The organism is Neptuniibacter sp. QD57_21 (genome assembly GCF_047778075.1).
Taxonomy (GTDB): Bacteria; Pseudomonadota; Gammaproteobacteria; order Pseudomonadales; family Balneatricaceae; genus Neptuniibacter.
This window is the reverse complement of record NZ_CP180549.1, coordinates 3,366,095-3,388,931: the sequence shown is the minus strand read 5'-3', so window position 1 is coordinate 3,388,931 and position 22,837 is coordinate 3,366,095. Positions and strand designations below refer to the sequence as shown.

Genomic DNA, 22,837 nt, shown 5'->3' with positions numbered 1-22,837 from the left:
TTCTGATGGTTTAAACTGCTTCTTTTGGCTGTTGCATGGATCGGTTTACAACATTTTCGCGCAATGGGAAGTGATTGGTTTTACGATCAGTAAAGTAATAAGTTAGCGCCTTCTTGATGGTTGGGAAGGCGAGTTCGTCCCAAGGGATCTCTTCTTCGCTAAATAACTCAACTTCCAATGATTCTGAACTGATCGAATACTCTGGCTTGTCCATATAGGCCAGATAGAGCATCTGTACCTGATTTACATGCACGATTGAAGTGATTGTGTAGAGGTGACTGATCTTAACTTCAGCATTTGCCTCTTCTCGAGTCTCTCTCATAGCGCCTTCTAAAGTGGATTCATTGTTCTCCATAAACCCAGCAGGTAAGGTCCAAAACCCTTTTCGAGGCTCAATGGCGCGTTTGCACAGCAAGACTTTATCTTGGTAGATCGGCACGCAACCGGTAATGACCTTTGGGTTTGAGTAATGGATGGTATTGCAGTTGTTGCAGATATGCCTAGGAAGGTGATCCCCTTCAGGAACGCTGAAAGTAAGTGTGCCGGCGCAGTTAGGGCAGTAGTTCATTCAATTAACCTAGGTTAGTCCATCTATCTTAAGGTAAGAAATGCATGAGTAGCCTAGATTATCACCATGAGGTTAAAAAGCGAGAGCCAAGTTTCTCTTGGCTGTTCACTCAATAGCTCTGTTACTATTAAGCTATACAATAATTTTTAATCTAAGCAGAGCTTCAGTTTTAAAAGATACGCTTATGCTCACAATTATTCGCGAACGCTTAGTGGGGTTTGAACCTCGCAGCTTGCCAGAAACATCACCTAAAGCCAGCGTTTTGATCGCTTTGACCGATCATGACGATCCGCATGTTGTGTTGACTAAACGCTCGGCAACTCTGTCATCTCATAGTGGCGAAATAGCATTCCCTGGCGGTAAATATGATGATACGGATACAGATCTGCTCTTTACGGCTTTGCGTGAAGCTGAAGAGGAGATTGGTTTAGCGCCTGAGCATGTTGATGTTATTGGGCAATTGGGGCAAGTGAGATCTAAGCATGGCTTGCAGGTGACCCCTTGGGTGGGTGTGATTCCGTCAGATATTGAATTTACTGCGAACCCTGCTGAGCTAGATGAGATATTTACTGTGCCGTTAAGCTTTTTTCTTGCGGATAACCGTTATGCAACGGATGAGATACGTTTTAAAAATCAAAGTATCTATGTTCCAGCTTGGGAGTTTAATGGTCATATAATTTGGGGCTTAACTGCCTATGTGTTGGCAGAATTATTAAATGAAGGCTGTGGGGCTAATATTCCAATGAGGCCACGGCCCGAACATAAGGTTCGTCATTTCACTAGTGGGTCTTGAGGGGGACTATGTTGTATTCGTTAGGTGAGCAAGCCGTTTCGTTAGTGGGTGAAGAGTATTTTGTGGCGGAGAATGCGACCGTTATCGGTAATGTAGAGCTACATGATCGTGCTTCTATCTGGTTTAACGTCGTTATCCGTGGAGATAATGACCCTATCGTTATCGGCGAAGGAAGTAATATCCAGGATGGTTCGGTATTGCATACCGATAGTGGCTTCCCAATGAGCATCGGTAAGGATGTGACCGTTGGGCATATGGCGATGCTCCATGGTTGTGAAGTAGGTGATGGCTCGCTTATTGGTATCGGTGCCGTTGTCTTGAACGGAGCCAAAATTGGTAAAGGTTGCTTGATCGGTGCTAAGACATTGGTGCCGGAAGGGATGGAAATACCGGATAACTCCCTTGTGGTGGGCTCGCCTGCTGTAATCAAGCGTACGTTGAGTGACGAGCAGGTGGAAGGCATTCGGCAGAATGCGCTTCACTACGTCGAAAATATGCGTCGATTTAAGAAAGAATTAACAGTTCAGAAGTAGAAGTATGACCGAGCAAGAGAATAAACCTGTGCCAAATCCTTGTGTAGGAGTTTGTGCGCTGGATGAGAATGACTTATGTATCGCCTGTCAGCGAAGTGGTATTGAGATTGCTGAATGGGGTGTGTACTCAAATGATGAAAAGCGCGTTGTTTGGGAAAAAATTAAGCTGCGTGAGCAAGGCCAGTTACCGGAGTAATCCAACATGAAGATTATGATTGATATCTGTATCGTCCCTTTAGGTGTCGGTGTGTCTGTATCTGAATATGTAGCGGCTTGTCAGAATATCTTTGATAATGCAGGTCTAAGTCACCAGATGCATGCATACGGCACCAATGTTGAAGGCGACTGGGATGAGGTGATGTCAGCGGTGAAACGTTGTCATGAAGTTGTACATGACATGGGCGCGCCAAGAATCACGACATCGATGCGCTTAGGTACACGTACAGATAGAGAACAAACGATGCAGGATAAGGTAGACAGCGTTCAAGCTAGGCTCAGTTAAAAGAAGGGTTAAATGACTCCCTTTAGTAAAACAGTTACCAAGGGAGTCGATCTTCTGAACTCTATTCTTCTACCGGTTTAGGCAGGGCGATAATGCGAGCGGTTTTAATCACATTGTCGCTGACTTGCAGTGTTTCGATGCGGTAGTGTTCCAACTGCAGACAAACGTTAGCATCAGGAATCGATTCTAATGTTTCTGTAATCAGGCCGTTCATCGTCTTCGGGCCATCAGTTGGTAGTTCCCAATCTAGCGCTTTATTTACATCACGGATATAAGCGGTGCCATCGACAAAGTAGCTACCGTCTTCCTGTAAAAAGATATCTTGATCGGCTTCTTTGTTGTTCGATGACAACTCACCCACAATCTCTTCTAGGATGTCTTCCAGCGTCACAATACCTTGCACATCACCATACTCATCGACCACCATGCCAATACGGCGGTTTTGAGATTGGAAGTGCAGTAGTTGTGTCTGCAAAGGGGTGCTTTCCGGAATAAAGTAAGGTTCTCTGATCACCTGAAGGATCGCCGCCTTAGTTACTGTGCCACTGTGGAAAACCTGCGCTAGGTTGCGCATGTGCAGTAGGCCAACAACCTTGTTTAGCTCACCTTGATAGACTGGTAGGCGAGTATGCTCGGTACGGCTTAATTGCGAGATAATCGTATCAAGGTCATCATCTAGGTCGATGCCCAGTACCTCATTACGTGGCACCATGACATCATTAACAGTTACTTCTGATAGTTCTAAAACACCAAGCAGCATGTTTTGGTTGTTTTGCGGAAGCAGTGCGCCTGCTTCGTGTACCAGCGTGCGCAGTTCTTCAGTGCTGAGGTGATGACTGTTATCGCCGGTTACATTTACGCCAAATAGCTTAAGGAAATTGTTAGTAATACCGTTGATGATCCATACAAGTGGATAGATCAGTTTTAAAAGCGGCGCTAGAACTAAAGAGGCAGGAAAAGCGATCTTTTCAGGGTGAATCGCAGCCATCGTCTTAGGTGATACTTCTGCAAAGATTAGGATCAATACAGTTAAGCCGAAGGTGGCAACCATAATGCCGGCGTCGCCCCATAGGCGAACACAGATGACGGTGGCAATAGCCGAAGCAAGGATGTTTACAAAGTTGTTACCGATCAGAATAACGCCAATCAGGCGATCTGGTCGAGCAAGGAGCTTGCTGACGCGAATAGCGGCGCTGTGCTTTTTCTTAACTAAGTGTTTTAGGCGATATCGGTTGAGCGACATCATGCCTGTTTCGGAACTAGAGAAAAAAGCGGAACAAAGGATCAGGAAGCCAAGGACTCCCAAGAGAAAACTTATCGATGCGTCTTCCAAGACGGTATGCCTATATTAGTAATGGAGGGATATTTTTAAATGTGGCTAATAGAGTGTCAAGCCATACTCTCGATTAATACGTGCTTTTATCTGAATATCAGATAAACCATTCCATTACGGCTTTGCTACCAAAGAAACCAATCGCCAGAATCACAAAACTTGTGATTGTCCAGCGGATGGCTGCATTTATTCTCCAGCCAAAACTATTTCGGCCAAATAGCAAGATGGCATAGAGCCCCCAGGCAATCAGGGAAAGCACGGTTTTATGCACTAGATGCTGAGCAAATAGGTCTTCAAAGAAGATAAAACCAGTGACAAGTGCTGCAGTTAGTAGCGTAAGTCCTGTCCACAGCATCTCAAACAATAGGCGTTCCATTGTTTGTAATGGTGGCAATGAGGACACTAAACCGCGTGTGTGATGATGCTTAAGCGCCGAAACTTGGCGTGAAAGCAAAATGGCTTGAATTGTTGCAATGGTGAAGATGCTATAAGCCAAGATAGATAGCAGTATATGGAGGATCAATCCAGCATCGTAGGCTTTGCCCTCGCCGACACCGGCAATCCAAGTGGCTAATACCGTCATGGCGGCCATTGGGAATACGGCGATAAATAGGTTGTCTATGCTCTGACGTAAGCTGCTGAGTAATACTAAACCCGCTACCAGCCAAGAAATCAGTGAGCCAACACTAAATAGGCTGAGGTTAATACCGCCCGGTTGGTGTAGAACTAAAAAAATCGCAGCTGTGTGCGCTACCAGCCCTGCTAGTCCCAAGGATTTGTTGATAGAGCGAGATTGTTTGCGGTCTCCGCGCATTATTTGCCATTGTAAAAAACCTGCGGTTGAGTAAAGCAGAACGGCAATTAATGTAGAAATGGATAACATCTTCGTCTCTTCTGTCCAGTGTTCCTGGAGAACAGTGTTTACAGGGTGGAGTGTAAATCGAGCCTTAGTTTGTCACAGATAGATGAAGGATAAAAGAAGAGGGGCTGCTAAGGATGGTTGGAGTGCGGTATAATACTGCGATTATTAATCCAAGTTTATCGATTTCCTCTATTTAATGGGCCTTTTAAGGCTGTCTGTGAAGAGGAAGTGTGGGGCAGGACATGTTTGAGAATTTAACAGAACGACTTACGCATACGCTACGTTCAGTCACGGGTCAGGCGAAACTGACAGAAGACAATATTAAGGGCACATTGCGTGAAGTGCGTATGGCGCTGCTTGAAGCAGACGTGGCGTTGCCTGTTGTTAAAGAGTTCGTAAACAGCGTTAAAGAGCGCGCGGTAGGTACCGAAGTAACCAAGAGTCTGACGCCGGGTCAGGTCTTCGTGAAGATCGTCAATGAAGAGATGGTCAAGGTTATGGGTGAGGCTAATGAGCAGCTGAACCTAGCAGCTAAGCCTCCTGCTGTTGTAATGATGGCCGGTCTTCAGGGTGCAGGTAAAACTACCTCTGTCGCTAAACTTGGTCGCCACCTGCGTGAGCGTGAAAAGAAAAAGGTTTTGGTTGTTTCTGCTGACGTCTATCGTCCAGCCGCTATAAAACAGCTAGAAACACTAGCGGGTGAAGTGCAGGTTGATTTCTTCCCATCAACGGCTGAGCAAGATCCAGTTGATATCGCGAATGCTGCAATTGCCCATGCGCGAATCCAGCATCATGATGTCGTTCTTCTAGATACTGCAGGTCGTTTGCACGTTGATGAAGATATGATGGGTGAAATTAAGCGCTTGCATGAAGCGGTTAATCCTATCGAAACCCTGTTTGTTGTTGATGCAATGACAGGTCAGGATGCGGCGAATACTGCCAAAGCGTTTAATGAAGTACTACCGCTGACCGGTGTTGTTCTGACAAAAACAGATGGTGATGCCCGTGGTGGTGCGGCGCTTTCTGTACGTCAAATCACAGGTAAGCCAATCAAATTCTTGGGTGTAGGTGAAAAAGTTGACGCTTTAGAGCCATTCCACCCTGATCGGATCGCTTCCCGTATCTTAGGCATGGGTGACGTCCTTTCTCTTATCGAAGAAGCAGAACAGAAGATCGATAAGCAGAAAGCAGAGAAATTCGCTAAGAAGATCAAAAAAGGTAAAGGTTTTGATCTAGAGGACTTCCGCGAACAGATCTCCCAGATGAAAAATATGGGCGGTATGATGGGCATGCTAGATAAACTGCCGGGTATGGGGCAGTTGGCGCAAGCGGCCGATGCTGCTAATGCTGAGAAAGGTATGCACCAGATGGAAGCGATCATTAACTCAATGACACCGATGGAGCGTCGTAAGCCTGATATTATTTCTGGCTCCCGCAAAAAACGTATTGCTATGGGTTCTGGTACTCAGGTGCAAGATGTTAACCGCCTGCTTAAACAGCATAAGCAGATGTCGAAAATGATGAAAAAGTTCAGCGGCAAAGGCGGTATGTCGAAAATGATGCGTGGTATGAAAGGCATGCTGCCTCCAGGTATGGGTGGTGGCATGGGCGGCATGGGTGGTCCTGGCGGCTTCCCGCGTATGTAATAATTGCGCATTTGTTAAACGAAATAGCTTTATTAGGGCGGCAAATTCGCGTAGAATTGCCGCCCTGATTTTTCCGGTCCGATCTGCGTTAAAACCAGATTGGTTCATCAAACAGTGGGCGATATCAAAACCCACTCAATAAAAGGGTCTAACGCATGGTAATAATTCGTTTGTCTCGTGGTGGCGCTAAGAAGCGTCCTTTCTATCACATCTCAGTAGCGGACTCGCGTAATGCGCGTGACAGCCGTTTTATTGAGCGTGTTGGTTTCTTTAACCCAACTGCACGTGGTCAAGAAGAAGGTCTTCGTATCGATCTTGATCGTGTTGAATACTGGCAGAGCAAAGGCGCACAGCTTTCTGAGCGCGTAGCTAAGCTAGTAAAAGAAGCTAAAGCAGCTAAGTAATTTTTAGGTTTTTGATCAGGATTGAAAATGAGCAGTAATCCAAATAATGAACAACTCATTGTCGGAAAAATTACTGCAGTCTATGGGGTTAAAGGTTGGGTAAAGGTTTACTCGCATACGGACCCTATGGAGAATATTTTCAATTACAAACCTTGGCTATTAAAGGTTGATGGTGTTTTAAAACCTGTAGAGGTTGAAGCCAGCAAGCGTCATGGCAAAGGTCTGATAGCTAAATTGGCAGGAGTAGATGATCGTGATATCGCCGCTAAGTATTGTGGTTACGATATTGCGGTAGATTCAAGCCAGCTTCCAGATTTGGAAGAGGGCGAGTACTACTGGAGCCAGTTGCAAAACCTATTAGTTTATACCGAGTCTGACCAATTGTTAGGCAAGGTGGTTCGCCTGATGGAAACCGGTGCAAATGATGTGCTGGTGGTAAAAGGCACAGCAGATAGCATTGATCAAAAAGAGCGTCTGTTGCCTTACCTTCCTGATCAGGTGATTAAAAAGATTGACTTGGAAACAGGTGCTATGTGGGTCGATTGGGACCCAGAGTTCTGAACCATGTGGTTCGGGGTGGTGACACTCTTTCCTGAAATGTTTGATGCAATTCGTTGCTACGGCGTAACAGGTAAAGCGGTGAAAAATGGTTTGATACAGATGCAGTGCTGGAGTCCTAGAGACTTTGCACATGATAAGCATAAAACTGTGGATGACCGACCTTATGGTGGCGGCCCAGGGATGTTGATGAAAGTTCAACCTCTAAGGGATGCTATTCATGCTGCAAAAGCAGCTGCGGGTGGAGAAGCTAAAGTTATTTATCTTTCACCGCAGGGCCGGCGTATGGATCATAAGGGAGTACAGGAACTAGCTTCTCGTGAGAGGTTGATTCTGGTAGCAGGGCGTTATGAAGGTATTGATGAACGCCTGATAGAAACGGAAATTGATGAAGAATGGTCGTTAGGGGATTTTGTCCTCAGTGGCGGTGAATTGCCGGCCATGACTATGATTGATGCTGTTTCTCGTTTAGTACCTGGCGTCTTAGGGCATCAGGATTCGGCTACCGAAGATTCATTTCATGATGGTTTGCTTGACTGTCCTCACTACACTCGACCAGAACAGTTCGACGATATGCAAGTGCCTGAAGTGTTGTTGAGCGGCAACCATAAAGAGATCAGACGTTGGCGTCTGAAACAGCAATTAGGAAGAACCTGGCAACGCCGGCCTGATTTGCTGGAAAATCTTGAGTTGGACGCTGAACAAAAGTCATTGTTAACCGATTTTATCCGGGAGACCCAAGGGTCCGAAGGTTGAATGTTTAGGAGCAAGCGATGAGCGGCAAAAACCTAATTATTCAGCAGCTTGAAGCTGAACAAATGAACAAAGAAGTACCAGAATTCGCACCAGGTGATACTGTTGTAGTTCAGGTAAAAGTAGTAGAAGGCAACCGTACACGTCTACAGGCATTTGAAGGCGTTGTTCTAGGTAAGCGTAACCGTGGTGTAAACTCTGCATTCACAGTTCGTAAGATCTCTCACGGTGTTGGCGTTGAGCGTACATTCCAGACGTTCAGCACTACTGTAGATAGCATTGAAGTTAAGCGTCGTGGTGATGTTCGCCAGGCTAAACTTTACTACCTACGTGAGCGTAGCGGTAAGTCTGCACGTATCAAAGAGAAGTTGGGTTAATTCTCCTTTCTCTCTTAAAAAAAGCGGCTTTATGCCGCTTTTTTTGTTTTTGTTTTGTACTTAATAATTGAGAAGTATCAATTGGATAGATAAAGGGTTGGACAGATTTGCCAATTCCCACCCATAATAACAACTATCATTAGAGTTCCGTGCATAGAGGGAGAGCTTTCGGAGCTAGGTTTTATGCAAGTTAATGTAATTAAAAAAATTGCAGCTGTGCTGGCAGTAATTTGTGCGCCGATTGCCTTGTTTGCTGGTGTGTATGGTTTTGTCTGGTGGAAAGTCTCTGCTGCAGCGGAAAACTTTGCAAAGGATATCGCGCCTTTTGCAGCAATGAGTTATCAAGATATTCATATCGATCTTGTTGAAGCTCAGGTAGGGCTTAAAGGTATTTCATTTGTACCAACCGGCTCTGAAGGTAAAATTGGTGTTCAGTCGGCAGTACTGAAGGCGCCTTCATGGGGCTTTGTTCTTGAATTGGAAGAAAAGCTCTCGAAGGGTGAGCTACCTGATGCCTTCAATGTTGATATCAAAGGTATCGATATAAACCTGAACAGCGGATATATACAGGATTGGGGGCGAATTGCATTAGATTCTCAGCGTAATGCTGGATCTGGTTATGATGCTTTAGCTTGTGGCGGTTTGGAATTTATAGGTCTGCCTGAGGTCCGTAAAATGGGCTATGGTGTACTGAACACGGATGCTTCCTTTCAGTATCATTTCGATTCAGTAGATAAAGAGCTTAATTTTGATCTGCAAAGTAGAACAAAGCAGGTCGCGAATATGAGTATGTCGTTGGTGCTCAAAGTTGCGAGCGATGCACTGAATATGCAGTCTATCGTGTTTGCTCAGCCACAACTAAAGCATTTTGAAGCTCGATATTTTGATCGGGGTTATAACAAAAAGCGTAATAAGTTTTGTGCTGGCCTAAACAAAGAGCCAGTTAAACAATATAGGGAACGTTATAAATCCCTTCTTTCAAAGCGTTTGAAGTATGAAGGTTGGAAAATTCCTGATGATCTTCTTACAGCATTAGATGGTTTAAATGCTCCTAGTGGTTCTATTTATCTACGTGTGGATGTTCCTAAAGGTTTTGGTGTTCAGTCCTTAGCGTCGATTCAAACCCCTAGTGATCTTGTGCGTGAGTTAAATCCCTATGTTGAATTCAGCAAAAAGCATGTTTCTTTGGATGGATTGGATTGGGCCGAACCAGACCTGGAAGGGGAGCGTTTACTTGAAGAGCTTATGAAGCCTCAGGAAACGCCAGAATTTGTATTGGGTGACGAGGTTCAAACGACTGAGCCAGTAGATGCGGTTGCAGAAGAACTGAAACCGGGTTCTGCAATAAAGCCTTTTCCGAAGCCGAAGCCTAAAATCGAATATGAAAAGTCTTTCAAAGATATCGATGTGACGGAATTAGAAGCTCATATCGGGAAATCAGTGATTCTCTACACTTACTTTGGTCAGAAAGTAGAGGGACGGTTAGTCGCTGTAACCGATAAGGTCATTACCGTTGAGCACCGAGTCGTTAGTGGTCGTGGCACAGCAACTTACCCGATGGCTTACGATAAAATTCAAAGTGCGAAGTTATATCATTAGTATGTTTGTCTGACGTTTGGAGTTTAAGTGGTAGTAAAACGTGAGGCCGAGACTGTGCATCCCAATGATGCGCAGTTAATTGATACCTATTTAGATGCGATTTGGATGGAGAAGGGGTTAAGTGATAATACCTTAGCGTCTTACCGACGTGATCTAACTCAGTTTGCCATTTGGCTACGTCCCAATGCCGTTCGTTTACTTACTTGTACAAAGGCCGATATACAGGCTTACCTTGGGTGGCGAGTAAAAGAACGGTTAAGGCCGAGCTCAACTTCCAGAATGTTATCCTGCTTGCGAGGCTTGTACCGATATCTCCTTCGAGAAGGGGAGATAGAGGAAGACCCTGTGCTACTAATTCAAAGCCCGAAAAAAGGTCGTAGTCTGCCAAAAACCTTAACTGAGGCCGATGTCGAAGCTTTGCTAGAGGCACCAGAGCTAAATGATCCAGTGCAGTTTAGAGATCGCGCGATGCTGGAGGTGCTATATGCAACTGGATTGCGTGTTTCTGAATTGGTCTCTCTGAAAGTCCATGAAATGAATCTTAATCAGGGGGTGATTCGCGTCATGGGTAAAGGCGGTAAAGAGCGCCTAGTACCCTTAGGTGATGAGGCGATTAGTTGGGTAAGGCGCTACGATTCACAAGTACGCCCTCTTCTAATGGGTGAAGAGGTTGGCGATGTAGTGTTTCCAAGTAGACGCGGTCAGCAGATGACGCGGCAAACTTTTTGGCATCGAGTCAAACGTCATGCGCTAACAGCAGGTATTGATAAGCCATTATCGCCACACGTTTTGAGACACGCTTTTGCAACTCATTTGATCAATCATGGTGCTGATCTACGTGTAGTTCAGATGTTGTTGGGCCACAGTGATCTATCAACCACGCAGATCTATACCCATGTAGCACAACAGCGACTGCAATCCTTGCATCAGCAGCATCACCCGCGAGGTTAATCTGCTAGACTGTGGAACTTTTCGTGAGATCGAGAGTCTCTTCTTGGTATTGGGATAAGTCTGAGCTTTATTAGATTTGGAAATTTTATGAAAAACTTATTTAAAACGTTTGCTTGCCTTTGGGCGTGTGTGGCGACATCAGTAATGGCAGCAGAAGCTGAAGGGCTTATCGAGCAGAACCTTAAAAAAGTAGATGCTCGAATCGTTGTGAAAGAGATTGGCGATGCGCCTTTAACTGGATTGCGTGAAGTCGAGTTAAATAGTGGTGAAGTGCTATATGCCGATGAGAAGGGTGAATACTTTCTTATTGGTAAACTCTATCGCTTCACTGACAAAGAAGGGTTTGTTGATCTGACCGAACGTAAGAAAAGTGCACAGCGTAAAGTTCAGATGGCTGATCTGGATGAAGAAAAGTTAGTTGTTTATAAACCTAAGGGTGAAGTAAAAGCGACGGTAAATATCTTTACTGATGTAGATTGCCCTTATTGCCGTAAACTCCATGCAGAGATTCCTGCTCTGAATGAGCAAGGCGTTCAAGTTAATTATTTGGCTTACCCGCGAAATGGAACCGGTACCGGTACTTTTAAAAGCATGGTATCAATTTGGTGTGCTGAAGGTGCTGAAGGTCGTCGTCAAGCGATGGATCAAGCTAAATCAGGCATTCGCCCAGCAGCTAAAACGTGTGATAACCCTGTATTAGATCAGCTGCAGTTGGGTCAGTCTGTTGGTGTGACAGGTACGCCTGCAATTATTTTTGAAGATGGTCGTTTGTACCCAGGGTATGCGCCAGCTCAGCAGTTGGTTAACCTGTTAGATCTTGAAAAATAACCCACTGCGGTACTGAGAAGGAGGCTAAATAGCCTCCTTTTTTATTTGTTGGGTCATAATGGGCTCAGAGATAGAGCTATTGCCTTGTTTTGGCTATAATACCCGCCTTATTTTTTGTAGATTGCGGTAATTGCCTGAAAAAAAGAGGCTATCGCGGTTTTTTTTAGTTCAACAGCATGCGAGGTGCAGGTTTGAAACCGGTTAAAGTTGGTATCTGCGGACTAGGTACAGTCGGTGGTGGCACATTTAATGTGCTGAAGCGCAATGCGGAAGAGATTGCTCGTCGAGCAGGCCGCAAGATTATTGTTGAAGAGGTTGGTGCTCGCGACACAAACCCAGATTGCGATACCAAAGGCACTCAGATTACCAACGATATTTTTGCTGTAGCTAAAAATCCAGAAATCGATGTTGTCGTTGAACTGATCGGTGGCTATGACGTTGCTAAAGAGCTTGTTTTGACAGCGATTGAGCACGGTAAGCACGTTGTAACTGCAAACAAAGCACTGATTGCGGTTCACGGTAACGAGATCTTTGAAGCGGCTCAGAAGAAGAACGTAATGGTTGCGTTCGAAGCGTCTGTTGCGGGTGGTATTCCGATCATCAAAGCGATCCGTGAAGGCCTTTCTGCAAACAAGATCAACTGGTTGGCGGGTATCATCAACGGTACTGGTAACTTCATCATGACTGAAATGCGTGACAAAGGTCGTGCATTTGAAGATGTATTGGCAGAAGCACAAGAGCTTGGTTACGCAGAAGCGGATCCAACGTTCGATGTCGAAGGTATCGATGCTGCTCACAAACTAACCATTCTTGCGTCTTTGGCGTTTGGTGTACCGTTACAGTTTGAAAAAGCATTCACTGAAGGCATCAGCAAAATTACACGTGAAGACGTGCAGTATGCTGAAGAACTAGGCTACCGCATCAAGCATCTAGGTATCACTCGCCGCACTGACAATGGTGTTGAGCTGCGTGTTCACCCAACACTGATCCCTGAATCAGCGCTAATCGCTAACGTAAACGGCGTAATGAACGCTGTGCTAGTTGACGGTGATGCAGTAGGCCAAACTATGTATTACGGAGCAGGTGCGGGTGCTGAACCAACAGCGTCAGCAGTTGTTGCGGATATCGTTGATGTTGTTCGTACGCTAACAGCTGATCGTGACAACCGTGTACCTCACTTGGCCTTCCAGCCAACTGAGCTATCTGATGCGCCGATTCTGCCAATTGAACAAACAGAATCTGCTTACTACCTGCGCATGAACGCACAGGAGAAACCAGGTGTTCTAGCTAAGATCTCTAGCATCCTAGGTGCGCAAGATATCAATATCGAAGCGATCATCCAGAAAGAAACAGCTGAAGACCAGGTTCCAGTAATTATCCTGACTCAGTCTGTTCTTGAGCAAAAAGTGAATGATGCAATTGCTCAGATCGAAGCATTAGATGAAATCAACGGTTCGGTTACACGTATCCGTGCTGAGCACTTTGATAGTTAAGGAGTAAACCCCGTGAAATATATCTCTACCCGGGGACAGGCTCCGGCAATGAACTTTGAAGAGGTTTTGCTGGCTGGTTTGGCAAGTGATGGTGGTCTATACGTGCCAGAAACACTGCCAACATTTAGTAAAGAAGAGATCGCTTCTTGGGCTGGTTTGCCGTACAACGAGCTTGCTTACAACGTGATTAAGCCATTCGTTGATGATTGTATCGACGATGCTGATCTCAAAAAGATGATTGATGAAACCTATGCCGGTTTCAATCACATCGCTGTAGCACCGTTGAAAGAGCTAGGTACTAACGAGTGGGTTCTGGAACTGTTCCACGGCCCGACACTAGCGTTTAAAGACTTCGCACTGCAGTTGCTAGGCCGTTTGATGGACTATGCACTGGAGAAACGTGGCGAACACTTAGTGATCATGGGAGCAACTTCCGGTGACACGGGTTCTGCTGCGATCGAAGGCTGCTGCCACAGCAAGCACCTAGATATCTTTATTCTGCATCCGCATAACCGCGTATCAGAAGTTCAGCGTCGTCAGATGACGACGATCATTAAAGACAATGTCTTTAATATCGCGCTGGAAGGTAACTTTGATGATTGCCAACAGATGGTTAAAGACAGCTTTGCTAATCAGGACTTCCTGAAAGGCATGAAGCTAGGTGCAGTAAACTCGATCAACTGGGCGCGTATCATGGCTCAGATCGTTTACTACTTCTCTGCTTCTTTGGCTGTGGGTGGTCCTCACCGTGAAGTAAGCTTCTCTGTACCTACAGGTAACTTTGGCGATATCTTCGCAGGTTACTTGGCGAAGCAGATGGGCTTGCCGGTTAAGCAGCTAGTTGTTGCAACTAACAAAAATGACATTCTGCACCGTGTTATCTCTGGTAACGACATGTCTAAAGGTGAGTTGGTTCACACGCTATCTCCATCTATGGATATCATGGTGTCTTCTAATTTCGAGCGTATGCTGTTTGATGTATACGGCCGTAATGGTGAAGAGATCAGTGATCTAATGGCACGCTTCTCGAAAGAGTCTGTTGAACTAGATCCCGCTCGTTGGGAAAAAGTTCGCGAACTATTCGATAGCTATGCGGTAGATGATGAGACAACCTGTGATGTGATCAAGCAGGTATTCGAAGAGACTGAATATCTTCTAGATCCGCATACCGCGATCGGTGTTAAGGCTGGCCGTGAATGTAACCGTGATCAATCAGTGCCAATGATTACATTATCAACAGCGCATCCGGTTAAATTCCCTGAACCAGTGGTTAAAGCTGGTTTGGATGCACCGCAGTTACCGGCACATATGGCTGATCTATTCGAACGTGAAGAGAAGCTAGAAGTGCTAGACAACGACCTGAACACTGTTCAGCAGTATGTTGCGAGTCACGTACACACTGAGTAACTATTGATCAGATGTGATATTCTCAAAACCCGACGTTCGCGTCGGGTTTTTTGTATCTGATAGAAAAATAATAATTCAGGGGCCTATGGATATGGCTGATCAGTTTTTTCTACTCTCTAAGATCTTATGGTTTGTGGCGCAACCGGATCACTTTTTACTATTAATGCTGCTGTTTGGCTTGTTGTTATGGCGCCGAGCATTAGGCGTGTTTTTGGTCTGGACCTCTGTGTTAGCCATGCTGACAATTAGTGTTTATCCAATGGCTAATTATTTGCTAGAGCCCTTGGAGCAGCGCTTTCCACAGCCTGTCTTGTCCGAAATTAAAGAGCCTATCGCTGGCATTATTGTTCTTGGTGGTGGTGAAAATGCTGAGATGTCTTCCCATACGCAATGGCCGGAATTTAATCAGGCTGCAGACCGTTTGATGGCGTTACCTAGTTTAATGCTACGTTACCCTGACGCTAAAGTTGTTTTTACCGGCGGCTCTGGGTCAATTCTAGCACCCGAGTTTCGAGGTGGTGATGTAGCTGAACAATGGTTGAACCATCAAGGGATGGGCTCGCGTGTCACTATTGAAAGGGATTCGCGTAATACCTTTCAAAATGCGATCTATACCAAAGATTTGATTGCGAATGCTGAAGGTAAAGTTGAAGGTAAGTGGTTGTTAGTGACATCAGCATTCCATATGCCGCGGTCTGTTGGTATTTATCGTAAGCTTGGTATCGATGTTATTGCATTTCCAGTAGATTACCGCGCCGGTACAATGCGTTTTACGCCTGATCTAAATACAAATATGAATGGTCTAAACACTGCCGTAAGGGAGTGGATTGGCCTGTTGGCATATCACTACACTGAGAAAACCGACGTGTTGTTCCCTGCACCTGTTAGCACCATTGAATTAGAGAACTAATGAAGCAGTTAAGCATTTCACCGAGGCCGCAGGTCGATACATCTGTACCTGTGTTTCAGCAGGTAAATCCAGTTTTAGCCCGTATCTATGCATCACGTGGAGTGCATGATCTGCAAGGGCTTGGCAGGAGCTTGAATGAGCTTTTGCCCGATAGCGGCTTGGCAGGTATAGATGGAGCCGTTAACCGTTTAGTTAGGGCATTAAAGCATCGCGAAAAAATCTTAATCATTGGTGATTTTGACTGTGATGGTGCGACCAGTACCTCAGTTGCTGTTTTAGCGCTACGGATGATGGGCGTGGCAGAGGTTGGCTATCTGGTGCCTAACCGTTTTGAATATGGCTATGGCTTAAGTCCAGAGATTGTAGCGGAAGCCCTGAAACAATCCCCAGATCTGTTGATCACAGTAGATAATGGTATTTCGAGTATCGAGGGCGTTGCTGTGGCGAATGCTGCGGGTTTAGATGTGATCGTTACGGATCACCATTTGGCTGGTAAGGAGCTTCCTGCAGCTTGTGCCATCGTCAACCCTAATCAGCCTGATTGTCAGTTTACGGCTAAATCTACCTGCGGTGTTGGTGTGATCTTTTATGTGATGATTGCGCTGCGCCGAATGTTACAGCAAAAAGATTGGTTTAATTTAAATGGGTTGCCGAGTCCTAATTTAGGTTCGCTCTTAGACCTTGTTGCTTTAGGAACGGTTGCAGATGTTGTTCCTTTAGAGCAAAACAATCGTGTGCTGGTTCATCAAGGTCTTCAGCGTATCAAAGCGGGCCGCTGTCGCCCAGGCCTTAAAGCGTTAATCGAGTTATCAGGCCGTCAGCAGCATAAAGTGGCTTCGTCCGACCTTGGCTTTGCTATTGCGCCACGCTTGAATGCAGCTGGCCGTCTGGAAGATATGTCGATCGGTATCGAGTGTTTGTTGACCGAGTCGGAGCAGAAAGCTAAAGATCTAGCCGCTACACTGAACGACCTCAATCAGGAGCGTAAGGGAATAGAGCAGGAGATGCAGCAACAAGCGCTCGACCTGCTGGATAAGCTGCAACTAGACTCTGCGCAGCTGCCGTACGGTCTATCTCTGTATGAGCCCGAGTGGCATCAAGGCGTGATCGGTATTCTGGCTTCTAGGATTAAAGATCGAACTCACAGACCTGTGATTGCCTTTGCTCAAGGTGATGAGGATGAATTAAAAGGCTCTGCACGATCGATTCCGGGTTTCCATGTACGAGATGGTTTAGATGCTATTGCTGCAAGGTATCCATCGCTTTTGCGTAAGTTTGGTGGTCATGCCATGGCTGCTGGCTTAACTATCAAAGCTACAGATCTAGAGCTGTTTCAAAGCGCTTTTGATGAAGAGGTTAGACGCCAATTAAGTGAATCAGACCTCCAGCAAGAGGTGTTAACCGATGGTGAGCTTACCGCTGCAGATATGACGATCGAGTTAGCAGAGCTGTTACGTGATGCCGGTCCTTGGGGGCATCAGTTCCCTGAACCCCTGTTTGATGGCCAATTTACCTTGATCCAGCAACGAGTGGTTGGTCAAAGACATCTGAAAATGGTGTTGATGGAGCCGATTTCTGGTTTAGCTGTTGATGCGATTCAGTTTAACGCTGATATGGAACTTTGGCCGGATCAGGATATTACTCAAGTCAGAGCTGTGTACCGTTTGGATGTCAATGAGTTCCGCGGTAAACGATCGGTGCAAATGCTGGTGGATCATCTACTGACTGAGTAGTATCGTTGCCGCCTCTATTTTTGATTCTTAATTGGAAGCAGCTGAATGGCTGCTTTCCTATCTACACTGAAGTGAATAATTGATGTCTGATCTACTGCCTTACTACGTTGGTGCGCATGTCAGCGCTAGCGGTGGTGTGCAAAATGCCCCACTTAATGCCAAAGAAATAGAAGCCAATGCCTTTGCCTTATTCACTAAAAATCAGCGACGTTGGATGGCAAAACCTTTAGATTCAAAGACAATCGCCTCGTTTAAGAAAAACTGCGCAGCACTAAACTTTAAGCCTGAGCAGATCCTTCCTCATGATTCCTATCTGATTAACTTGGGCCATCCGGAAGAGGAAGCGTTGCAGAAATCTCGCGATGCATTTTTAGATGAGATGCAGCGCTGTGAGCAGTTGGGTTTGGTTTATCTTAATTTTCATCCGGGGAGTCATCTGCGCAAGATCAGTGAAGAGGAGTGTATCGCTAAGATCGCTGAGTCTCTTAACTGGGCAATTGCGCAAACTGAATCCGTTGTGGCGGTAATTGAGAATACAGCAGGCCAAGGAAGTAACCTTGGATTTAGCTTTGAACAGTTAGCCGCCATTATTGATCAAGTAGAAGATAAAAATCGTGTTGGTGTGTGTATCGATACCTGTCACATGTTTGCGGCTGGCTACGATATTCGTACCCAAGAGAGCTGTGCTGAGGTCTTTGAAGACTTCGCCAATATCGTCGGTTTTGATTACCTGAAAGGGATGCACCTGAATGACTCTAAAGGAGGTTTAGACTCGCGCTTAGATCGCCATCACAGTCTAGGTCAGGGAGAAATCGGTCTAGAGGTCTTTAAATTCATTATGCGTGATGACCGTTTCCGAGGGATTCCATTGGTGTTGGAAACCATTGATGAAACGATCTGGGCTGAAGAAATTCAAATGCTGCGTCAGTTTACGTTGGGTGATTTTGATTAGAATTGTCTAATATTTAGGCGGTTGTATATCTGAATACTCATATAAATGGTAGATATTTTCGCGTTTGTCACTTAAGTGTCATCCTTTCTAGCTAGCCTGTGCGTCTAAGAATAGTGCATCACAGGTGAGTAAGTATGTTGCTTGCAACAAATGAGGTCGATGCTGAGTCACGTCGTAAGTATCTTTTCGATATTTTAGAGTCAGAATCACTTTATCCACATTTTCAGCCAATTGTGGATTTAAAAAACAATGTTGTTATTGGTCATGAGGCCTTAATCCGCGGGCCTGCGGGCACGGTTATGGCTTCGCCTGGCGCATTGTTTCAGACAGCCATTGAAAACAACTTGTTACACACACTTGAGTTGCTATCACGACGAAAATCCCTTGAAGCATTTGCTGAGTTGAACCCAGGTGGGCAACTCTTTCTTAATATCAGTGCGTCTTTGTTAGGGACGCCAGAACACACAGAAGGTTTTACGGCTGAACTGTTACAAGAGTTAGGTATCTCAATTCAAGATATCGTCATAGAGCTTTCTGAACAGCACCCATTTGATCAACAAGGCCTGACTCATGCTGCCGTTGAGCATTACCGAAATATGGGTTTCCAAGTTGCGGTAGATGATTTGGGGACAGGTTACTCCGGCTTGAAATTGTGGTCAGAGCTAAAGCCTGAATACGTCAAAATTGATCGCCATTTTATCTCTGATATTGATAGTGATCCGGTAAAACGTGAGTTCGTACGCTCGATCTACAACATCAGTAATACCATGGGCTGCAAAGTCATTGCTGAAGGGATTGAACGTCAAGAAGAAGTCAAAACGATCAAAGAGCTGGGGATCAATATTGGCCAAGGTTTTTACCTTGGTTATCCAAGCCCAGAGCCGCAAACAGTAGAGCCTCCTGTTGTTGATGTCTACGAATCTGCAAATGCTCCTCGAGTTGAGAACTGTGAGACGGCTCATTCTCTATTACGCAATGCTCCAACTGTTTCCATTCAAGATACTGTGCTGTCGGTGAGTGACCTATTTAGAACGCACCCCGAAGTAAGCTCTCTACCGGTTGTGCATGAAGGCGTACCTCAAGGTGTAGTGAGAAGGTCCAGTTTGTTTGAGCTGTTCTCTACCCAATATGGTCGAGCGCTTTATGGTACAAAACCGGTCGAGCGGATCTTGTCTCATGACGTGCTTATTGTGGATGCAGGGATGAGCTTGGATGAAGTCTCTCGGCTTATCACAGAGCATGAACAGAATGAGATCCAGCAGGATTTGATTATTACTCAGAACGATCTTTATGTTGGTATGGGTAATGTACGAGATCTGTTGAAGCGATTGACCGAACTCAAAGTGCAAAATGCGCAATATGCTAACCCGCTGACGCTTTTGCCGGGTAATGTCCCGATCAATAACGAAGTGGATGTGTTGCTTAACCAATCGGCTGACTTTCATGTCGCTTATTTCGACTTGAATAACTTTAAGCCCTTTAACGATTGTTACGGTTATTCCAAAGGGGATCAGGTAATTCGTTTGTTGGGTGAATTGCTGGTGCAACACGCCTCTTATGATTCAAATTTCATCGGCCATGTCGGGGGCGATGACTTTGTTGTGATCTATCGCTCACCTGATTGGCAGTTGAGTTGTGAGCGGATCATTCGCGAGTTCGATAAAGCGGTAAAAGGGTTCTACTGCGATGCGGATCTCAAAGCGGGTGGAATCTGGGCGAGTGATCGTCAAGATAACCGTACCTTTTTCTCGTTTTTGGGCTTAGCTGTCGGTGTTGTTCACCCTGATCCTTGTTGTTGCAACAGCTTTCATGAGGTGGCAGAGCTTGCGGCCATGGCTAAAAAAGAAGCTAAAAAATCTGCTGAGAGCGCGATGTTTGTATCCCGTCGGCGCTGCATTACTAATTCGGTTGCCGATAGCTTAAGGTGCTTTGCGTAAGCTGAAATTTCTATCTTAGCCCTATTCCTAAGGGCTAACCTCTCTAATTTTTCATTTCGAAATGGATTGATCAATTGGCTTGATGAGCTGGTTAATTGATATAGTGAGTTATTCGCTAGTCAATGACAGGAACAGCACATGTCTGAGAAATGGCAACCAAGTTTTGGTCAAAAAGATTTCAACATCGATAAACAAGAAACCCTGTACGATGGTTTCTTTCAAATGCACAAACTCTATCTGCGGCATAAAACTTTTGCTGGCAGTGAGATAGAGATCCAGCGTGAGCTGTTTTACCGTGATGATGCTGTATGTGCGCTGCTCTATGATGCGGTTAAACAATCGGTTGTTTTGATTGAGCAGTTCCGTGTAGGTGCGTTCGATAGCCCTGATGGGCCTTGGTTGCTGGAGCTGGTGGCAGGTATTGTCGAGAAAGGTGAAACCACTGAAGATGTCGCTCGCCGTGAAGCAGTCGAAGAAGCGGGGGCGCAGCTAGGTGAGATCAAGCACATCACCCGTTTCTCACCGAGTACTGGAGCAACGCGAGAGTATATCGATCTACTTTGTGCTCAGGTGGATTCCAGTGGTGTCGAAGGCATTCATGGTTTGCCGGAAGAGGGCGAAGATATCAAAGTGCATGTGATTCCGGTGGAAGAGGCCTTTGAATTAGTACAACAAGGTATAATTAATAATGCCCCTGCGATAATTGCTCTGCAGTGGCTACAGTTAAATAAGTCAGCGCTCGATCAGCGTTGGCAGTAAGTAGTAAACGATAAATCGGATAGGCAGATGAAGCGGAAATATATTCCAGATCTAACTCGGCAGATGGCGCATTGCGAGGCTAACTATGCTCGTATTATGAAGCTATTACCGGATCTGGATGAGTGTGATGAACGCGAGTTTCAGGTGAGTTGGCCTGAGCATACTGCCTATCTGCGTCTGCAGGTTGATGAGCGTTTCAAATATACGACCACTTTGTTGATTAGCCATCGCTTTGAATCGAGTTCGCCATGGTTAGAAGCACCGGGTCTAGTGGTGCGTCTATACCACGATGCTGGCATGGCGGAGGTGATCTGCATGCAGCGTCGTAAACAGCTCTCCGGTGTTTATCCCTATCCAAATAAAAATATGCACCTGCCTGATGAGAAAATTCAGCTAAATGAATATCTGGGTGAGTGGTTGAGCGAGTGCTTAAACCACGGCCACAGTATGGAACCCGTATTCAGTGGCTGAAACCATCACTCTGCTTCAAGTCAGTGATATGCACCTGCAACAAGAACCAGATATGTTGTTGAAAGGTGTAAATGTCGAGCAGCGCTTTCAACAAGTGATATCGGAGATTGAATCTCAATCTGCTGATGCCTTGTTACTCACAGGTGATCTTACTCATCACGCACCTAATGCCTATGATCGTTTGGTTTCTTATGTCGATCAGCTTCCTTATCCTACTTACTGGATCCCCGGTAATCACGATCTACCAGAGGAGATGGCGCGCTTTGCGGATACAGAGTTAGCGTCGCGGGTAAAAACGTTCGATGGTTGGAAACTGATCTTTCTAGATAGTAGTTCAAATCCCGACGGCAAAGGTAGCGGTTCGCTTTCTGAGTCAGAATTGGCTTTTTTAAAAACTGAGTTAAGCCAGACAGGGCCTGATCAGCACGTGTTATTGGTTCTGCATCACCATCCTGTGTCTGTAAAAAGCCGATGGCAGGATGATATCTGTTTAGGCAATGCTGATCAGTTCTGGCAGATTGTTGATCTTTATCCACAGGTTAAAGGCGTTATCTTTGGCCATGTGCATCAAAGCTGGGCGCTTCAGAGAGGAGATATTCAACTATTCTCTGTACCTGCGACTGCTGCACAGTTTAAAGCTCAGACAGATGGCTCTGCAGTAGAAGATGATCCTAAGCTAGCAGGGCCTGCTTATGGCTGCTATCAGCTCTATTCTTGTGGGAAAATTAACCAACAAGTGATTAGATTACCCGCATAGCTTTACTGGCTATTGCGCCTTGCTTTCCCCTCCGGTAAGTTCTTTGCCAGAGGAAGAAAATGAATACACCGCTTTATATATACGTTCATGGTTTCAACAGCTCGCCGCAATCGATGAAGGCGAAGGTGTTCGTCGAGTATCTGCAGGGTAAGGGTCTAGGCGATCAGGTGATGGTGCCAAAGCTATCCCACTGGCCAGCAGAAGCTATGGAACAGTTACGCGCTCTTGTTGAGCAAAACCAACAGCGATCAATCATCTTATTAGGAAGTTCGCTGGGTGGTTATTACAGTACATGGCTAACCGAACATTATGATCATGTACGTACGGTTTTAATTAACCCGTCGGTCAGACCGTTTGAACTGCTGCCGCAATACCTTGGGCCAAATGTGAATCTTTATTCCGGTGAAGAGTATGAGCTTACCCAAGAGCATTTGTCGCAGTTGTTGGCGCTGAACTGCCAAGAGCTCAAACGGCCAGAAGCTTATCTGTTATTAACCCAAACAGCAGATGAAACGCTGGATTACCGAGAAGCGGTCGAGAAATTTGTAGCATCACCGCAGTTTGTTCAGCCGGGTGGTAGTCATGGTTTCGAACAGTTTGAAAACCTGATTCCTGCCATTATGGCATTTGCAGAAGGGCGTATTGATCTGCCCGAAGCACAACCGATTTAAATATCGTTAAACGTTGATTCATAGATAAAGTTTTGCGACA

Annotated in this window: 25 protein-coding genes; 22 read left to right on the top strand and 3 right to left on the bottom strand. The window is 45.5% G+C overall.

The genetic code is table 11. The features are described 5' to 3' along the window. Positions 1–10: 10 nt before the first annotated feature. Positions 11–568 (bottom strand): NUDIX hydrolase, encoded by a 558-nt coding sequence (locus tag ACMXYS_RS15430; RefSeq protein WP_415897055.1) that lies wholly within the window; start codon positions 566–568, stop codon positions 11–13. A 184-nt stretch (positions 569–752) separates the two neighbouring features. Here ACMXYS_RS15430 and ACMXYS_RS15425 point away from each other — a divergent pair, with 184 nt between their 5' ends. Genes ACMXYS_RS15425 through ACMXYS_RS15410 form a run of 4 tightly spaced genes read left to right on the top strand, consistent with a single transcriptional unit; the run spans position 753 to position 2,396 of the window. Continuing rightward, on the top strand, positions 753–1,361 hold the full coding sequence (locus ACMXYS_RS15425) for a CoA pyrophosphatase (RefSeq protein WP_415897054.1): 609 nt from the start codon (positions 753–755) through the stop codon (positions 1,359–1,361). Positions 1,362–1,369: 8 nt separating this feature from the next. Continuing rightward, positions 1,370–1,894 carry a gamma carbonic anhydrase family protein gene (locus tag ACMXYS_RS15420; protein WP_415897053.1) on the top strand — a complete coding sequence of 175 codons (525 nt, stop codon included), beginning with the start codon at positions 1,370–1,372 and terminating at the stop codon, positions 1,892–1,894. Positions 1,895–1,898: 4 nt separating this feature from the next. Continuing rightward, positions 1,899–2,090: a DUF1289 domain-containing protein gene (locus tag ACMXYS_RS15415; protein WP_415897052.1), complete on the top strand. Its 192-nt coding sequence runs from the start codon at positions 1,899–1,901 to the stop codon at positions 2,088–2,090. A gap of 6 nt (positions 2,091–2,096) precedes the next feature. Next, positions 2,097–2,396 carry an MTH1187 family thiamine-binding protein gene (locus ACMXYS_RS15410; protein WP_415897051.1) on the top strand — a complete coding sequence of 100 codons (300 nt, stop codon included), beginning with the start codon at positions 2,097–2,099 and terminating at the stop codon, positions 2,394–2,396. 61 nt (positions 2,397–2,457) lie between these two features. On the opposite strand, the gene ACMXYS_RS15405 is transcribed toward ACMXYS_RS15410, so the two are convergent. Both ACMXYS_RS15405 and ACMXYS_RS15400 read right to left on the bottom strand, forming a co-directional pair. Continuing rightward, entirely contained in the window at positions 2,458–3,729 is a 1,272-nt protein-coding gene (locus ACMXYS_RS15405; RefSeq protein ID WP_415892658.1) for an HlyC/CorC family transporter, read from the bottom strand. Positions 3,730–3,826: 97 nt separating this feature from the next. Then, positions 3,827–4,612, bottom strand: a complete 786-nt coding sequence (locus ACMXYS_RS15400) for an inner membrane protein YpjD (RefSeq protein WP_415882557.1) — start codon at positions 4,610–4,612, stop codon at positions 3,827–3,829. Between the two features lie 221 nt (positions 4,613–4,833). On the opposite strand from ACMXYS_RS15400, the gene ffh reads away from it, so the two are divergent. The 18 genes from ffh (at position 4,834) to ACMXYS_RS15310 (ending at position 22,797) form a co-directional block, all read left to right on the top strand. Then, positions 4,834–6,237, top strand: coding sequence for a signal recognition particle protein (gene ffh / locus ACMXYS_RS15395; RefSeq protein ID WP_415897050.1), 1,404 nt, complete (start codon positions 4,834–4,836; stop codon positions 6,235–6,237). Between the two features lie 155 nt (positions 6,238–6,392). Further along, on the top strand, positions 6,393–6,641 hold the full coding sequence (gene rpsP, locus ACMXYS_RS15390; RefSeq protein ID WP_415882555.1) for a 30S ribosomal protein S16: 249 nt from the start codon (positions 6,393–6,395) through the stop codon (positions 6,639–6,641). A gap of 27 nt (positions 6,642–6,668) precedes the next feature. Next, the gene (gene rimM, locus ACMXYS_RS15385) at positions 6,669–7,202 is read left to right on the top strand and encodes a ribosome maturation factor RimM (RefSeq protein WP_415897049.1); all 534 of its coding nucleotides are present in this window, start codon (positions 6,669–6,671) and stop codon (positions 7,200–7,202) included. Positions 7,203–7,205: 3 nt separating this feature from the next. Then, positions 7,206–7,955: a tRNA (guanosine(37)-N1)-methyltransferase TrmD gene (trmD, locus tag ACMXYS_RS15380; RefSeq protein ID WP_415882553.1), complete on the top strand. Its 750-nt coding sequence runs from the start codon at positions 7,206–7,208 to the stop codon at positions 7,953–7,955. A 17-nt stretch (positions 7,956–7,972) separates the two neighbouring features. Then, entirely contained in the window at positions 7,973–8,329 is a 357-nt protein-coding gene (rplS, locus tag ACMXYS_RS15375; RefSeq protein WP_415882552.1) for a 50S ribosomal protein L19, read from the top strand. A gap of 183 nt (positions 8,330–8,512) precedes the next feature. Beyond that, positions 8,513–9,928, top strand: coding sequence for a hypothetical protein (locus tag ACMXYS_RS15370; RefSeq protein WP_415897048.1), 1,416 nt, complete (start codon positions 8,513–8,515; stop codon positions 9,926–9,928). 105 nt (positions 9,929–10,033) lie between these two features. Further along, complete coding sequence (gene xerD, locus ACMXYS_RS15365) at positions 10,034–10,879, top strand: site-specific tyrosine recombinase XerD (RefSeq protein ID WP_415898265.1); 846 nt, start codon at positions 10,034–10,036, stop codon at positions 10,877–10,879. Between the two features lie 87 nt (positions 10,880–10,966). Continuing rightward, entirely contained in the window at positions 10,967–11,707 is a 741-nt protein-coding gene (locus ACMXYS_RS15360) for a DsbC family protein (protein ID WP_415897047.1), read from the top strand. A gap of 191 nt (positions 11,708–11,898) precedes the next feature. Continuing rightward, entirely contained in the window at positions 11,899–13,200 is a 1,302-nt protein-coding gene (locus tag ACMXYS_RS15355; protein ID WP_415897046.1) for a homoserine dehydrogenase, read from the top strand. A 12-nt stretch (positions 13,201–13,212) separates the two neighbouring features. Beyond that, positions 13,213–14,607 carry a threonine synthase gene (gene thrC, locus ACMXYS_RS15350; RefSeq protein ID WP_415882548.1) on the top strand — a complete coding sequence of 465 codons (1,395 nt, stop codon included), beginning with the start codon at positions 13,213–13,215 and terminating at the stop codon, positions 14,605–14,607. A 91-nt stretch (positions 14,608–14,698) separates the two neighbouring features. Further along, positions 14,699–15,517, top strand: coding sequence for a YdcF family protein (locus ACMXYS_RS15345; RefSeq protein WP_415897045.1), 819 nt, complete (start codon positions 14,699–14,701; stop codon positions 15,515–15,517). Then, positions 15,517–17,250 carry a single-stranded-DNA-specific exonuclease RecJ gene (recJ, locus tag ACMXYS_RS15340; RefSeq protein ID WP_415897044.1) on the top strand — a complete coding sequence of 578 codons (1,734 nt, stop codon included), beginning with the start codon at positions 15,517–15,519 and terminating at the stop codon, positions 17,248–17,250. Before ACMXYS_RS15345 ends, recJ begins: the two co-directional genes overlap by 1 nt. An 82-nt stretch (positions 17,251–17,332) precedes the next feature. Beyond that, positions 17,333–18,202: a deoxyribonuclease IV gene (gene nfo / locus ACMXYS_RS15335; RefSeq protein WP_415897043.1), complete on the top strand. Its 870-nt coding sequence runs from the start codon at positions 17,333–17,335 to the stop codon at positions 18,200–18,202. Positions 18,203–18,336: 134 nt separating this feature from the next. Continuing rightward, entirely contained in the window at positions 18,337–20,139 is a 1,803-nt protein-coding gene (locus tag ACMXYS_RS15330) for an EAL domain-containing protein (protein ID WP_415897042.1), read from the top strand. A gap of 138 nt (positions 20,140–20,277) precedes the next feature. Next, positions 20,278–20,898 carry an NUDIX domain-containing protein gene (locus ACMXYS_RS15325; protein WP_415897041.1) on the top strand — a complete coding sequence of 207 codons (621 nt, stop codon included), beginning with the start codon at positions 20,278–20,280 and terminating at the stop codon, positions 20,896–20,898. A 27-nt stretch (positions 20,899–20,925) separates the two neighbouring features. After that, the gene (locus tag ACMXYS_RS15320) at positions 20,926–21,369 is read left to right on the top strand and encodes a DUF1249 domain-containing protein (protein ID WP_415897040.1); all 444 of its coding nucleotides are present in this window, start codon (positions 20,926–20,928) and stop codon (positions 21,367–21,369) included. Then, positions 21,362–22,126 (top strand): metallophosphoesterase, encoded by a 765-nt coding sequence (locus ACMXYS_RS15315; protein WP_415897039.1) that lies wholly within the window; start codon positions 21,362–21,364, stop codon positions 22,124–22,126. The genes ACMXYS_RS15320 and ACMXYS_RS15315 overlap by 8 nt, the downstream gene beginning before the upstream one ends. 59 nt (positions 22,127–22,185) lie before the next feature. After that, positions 22,186–22,797, top strand: a complete 612-nt coding sequence (locus ACMXYS_RS15310; protein ID WP_415897038.1) for a YqiA/YcfP family alpha/beta fold hydrolase — start codon at positions 22,186–22,188, stop codon at positions 22,795–22,797. The last annotated feature ends 40 nt before the right edge of the window (positions 22,798–22,837 follow it).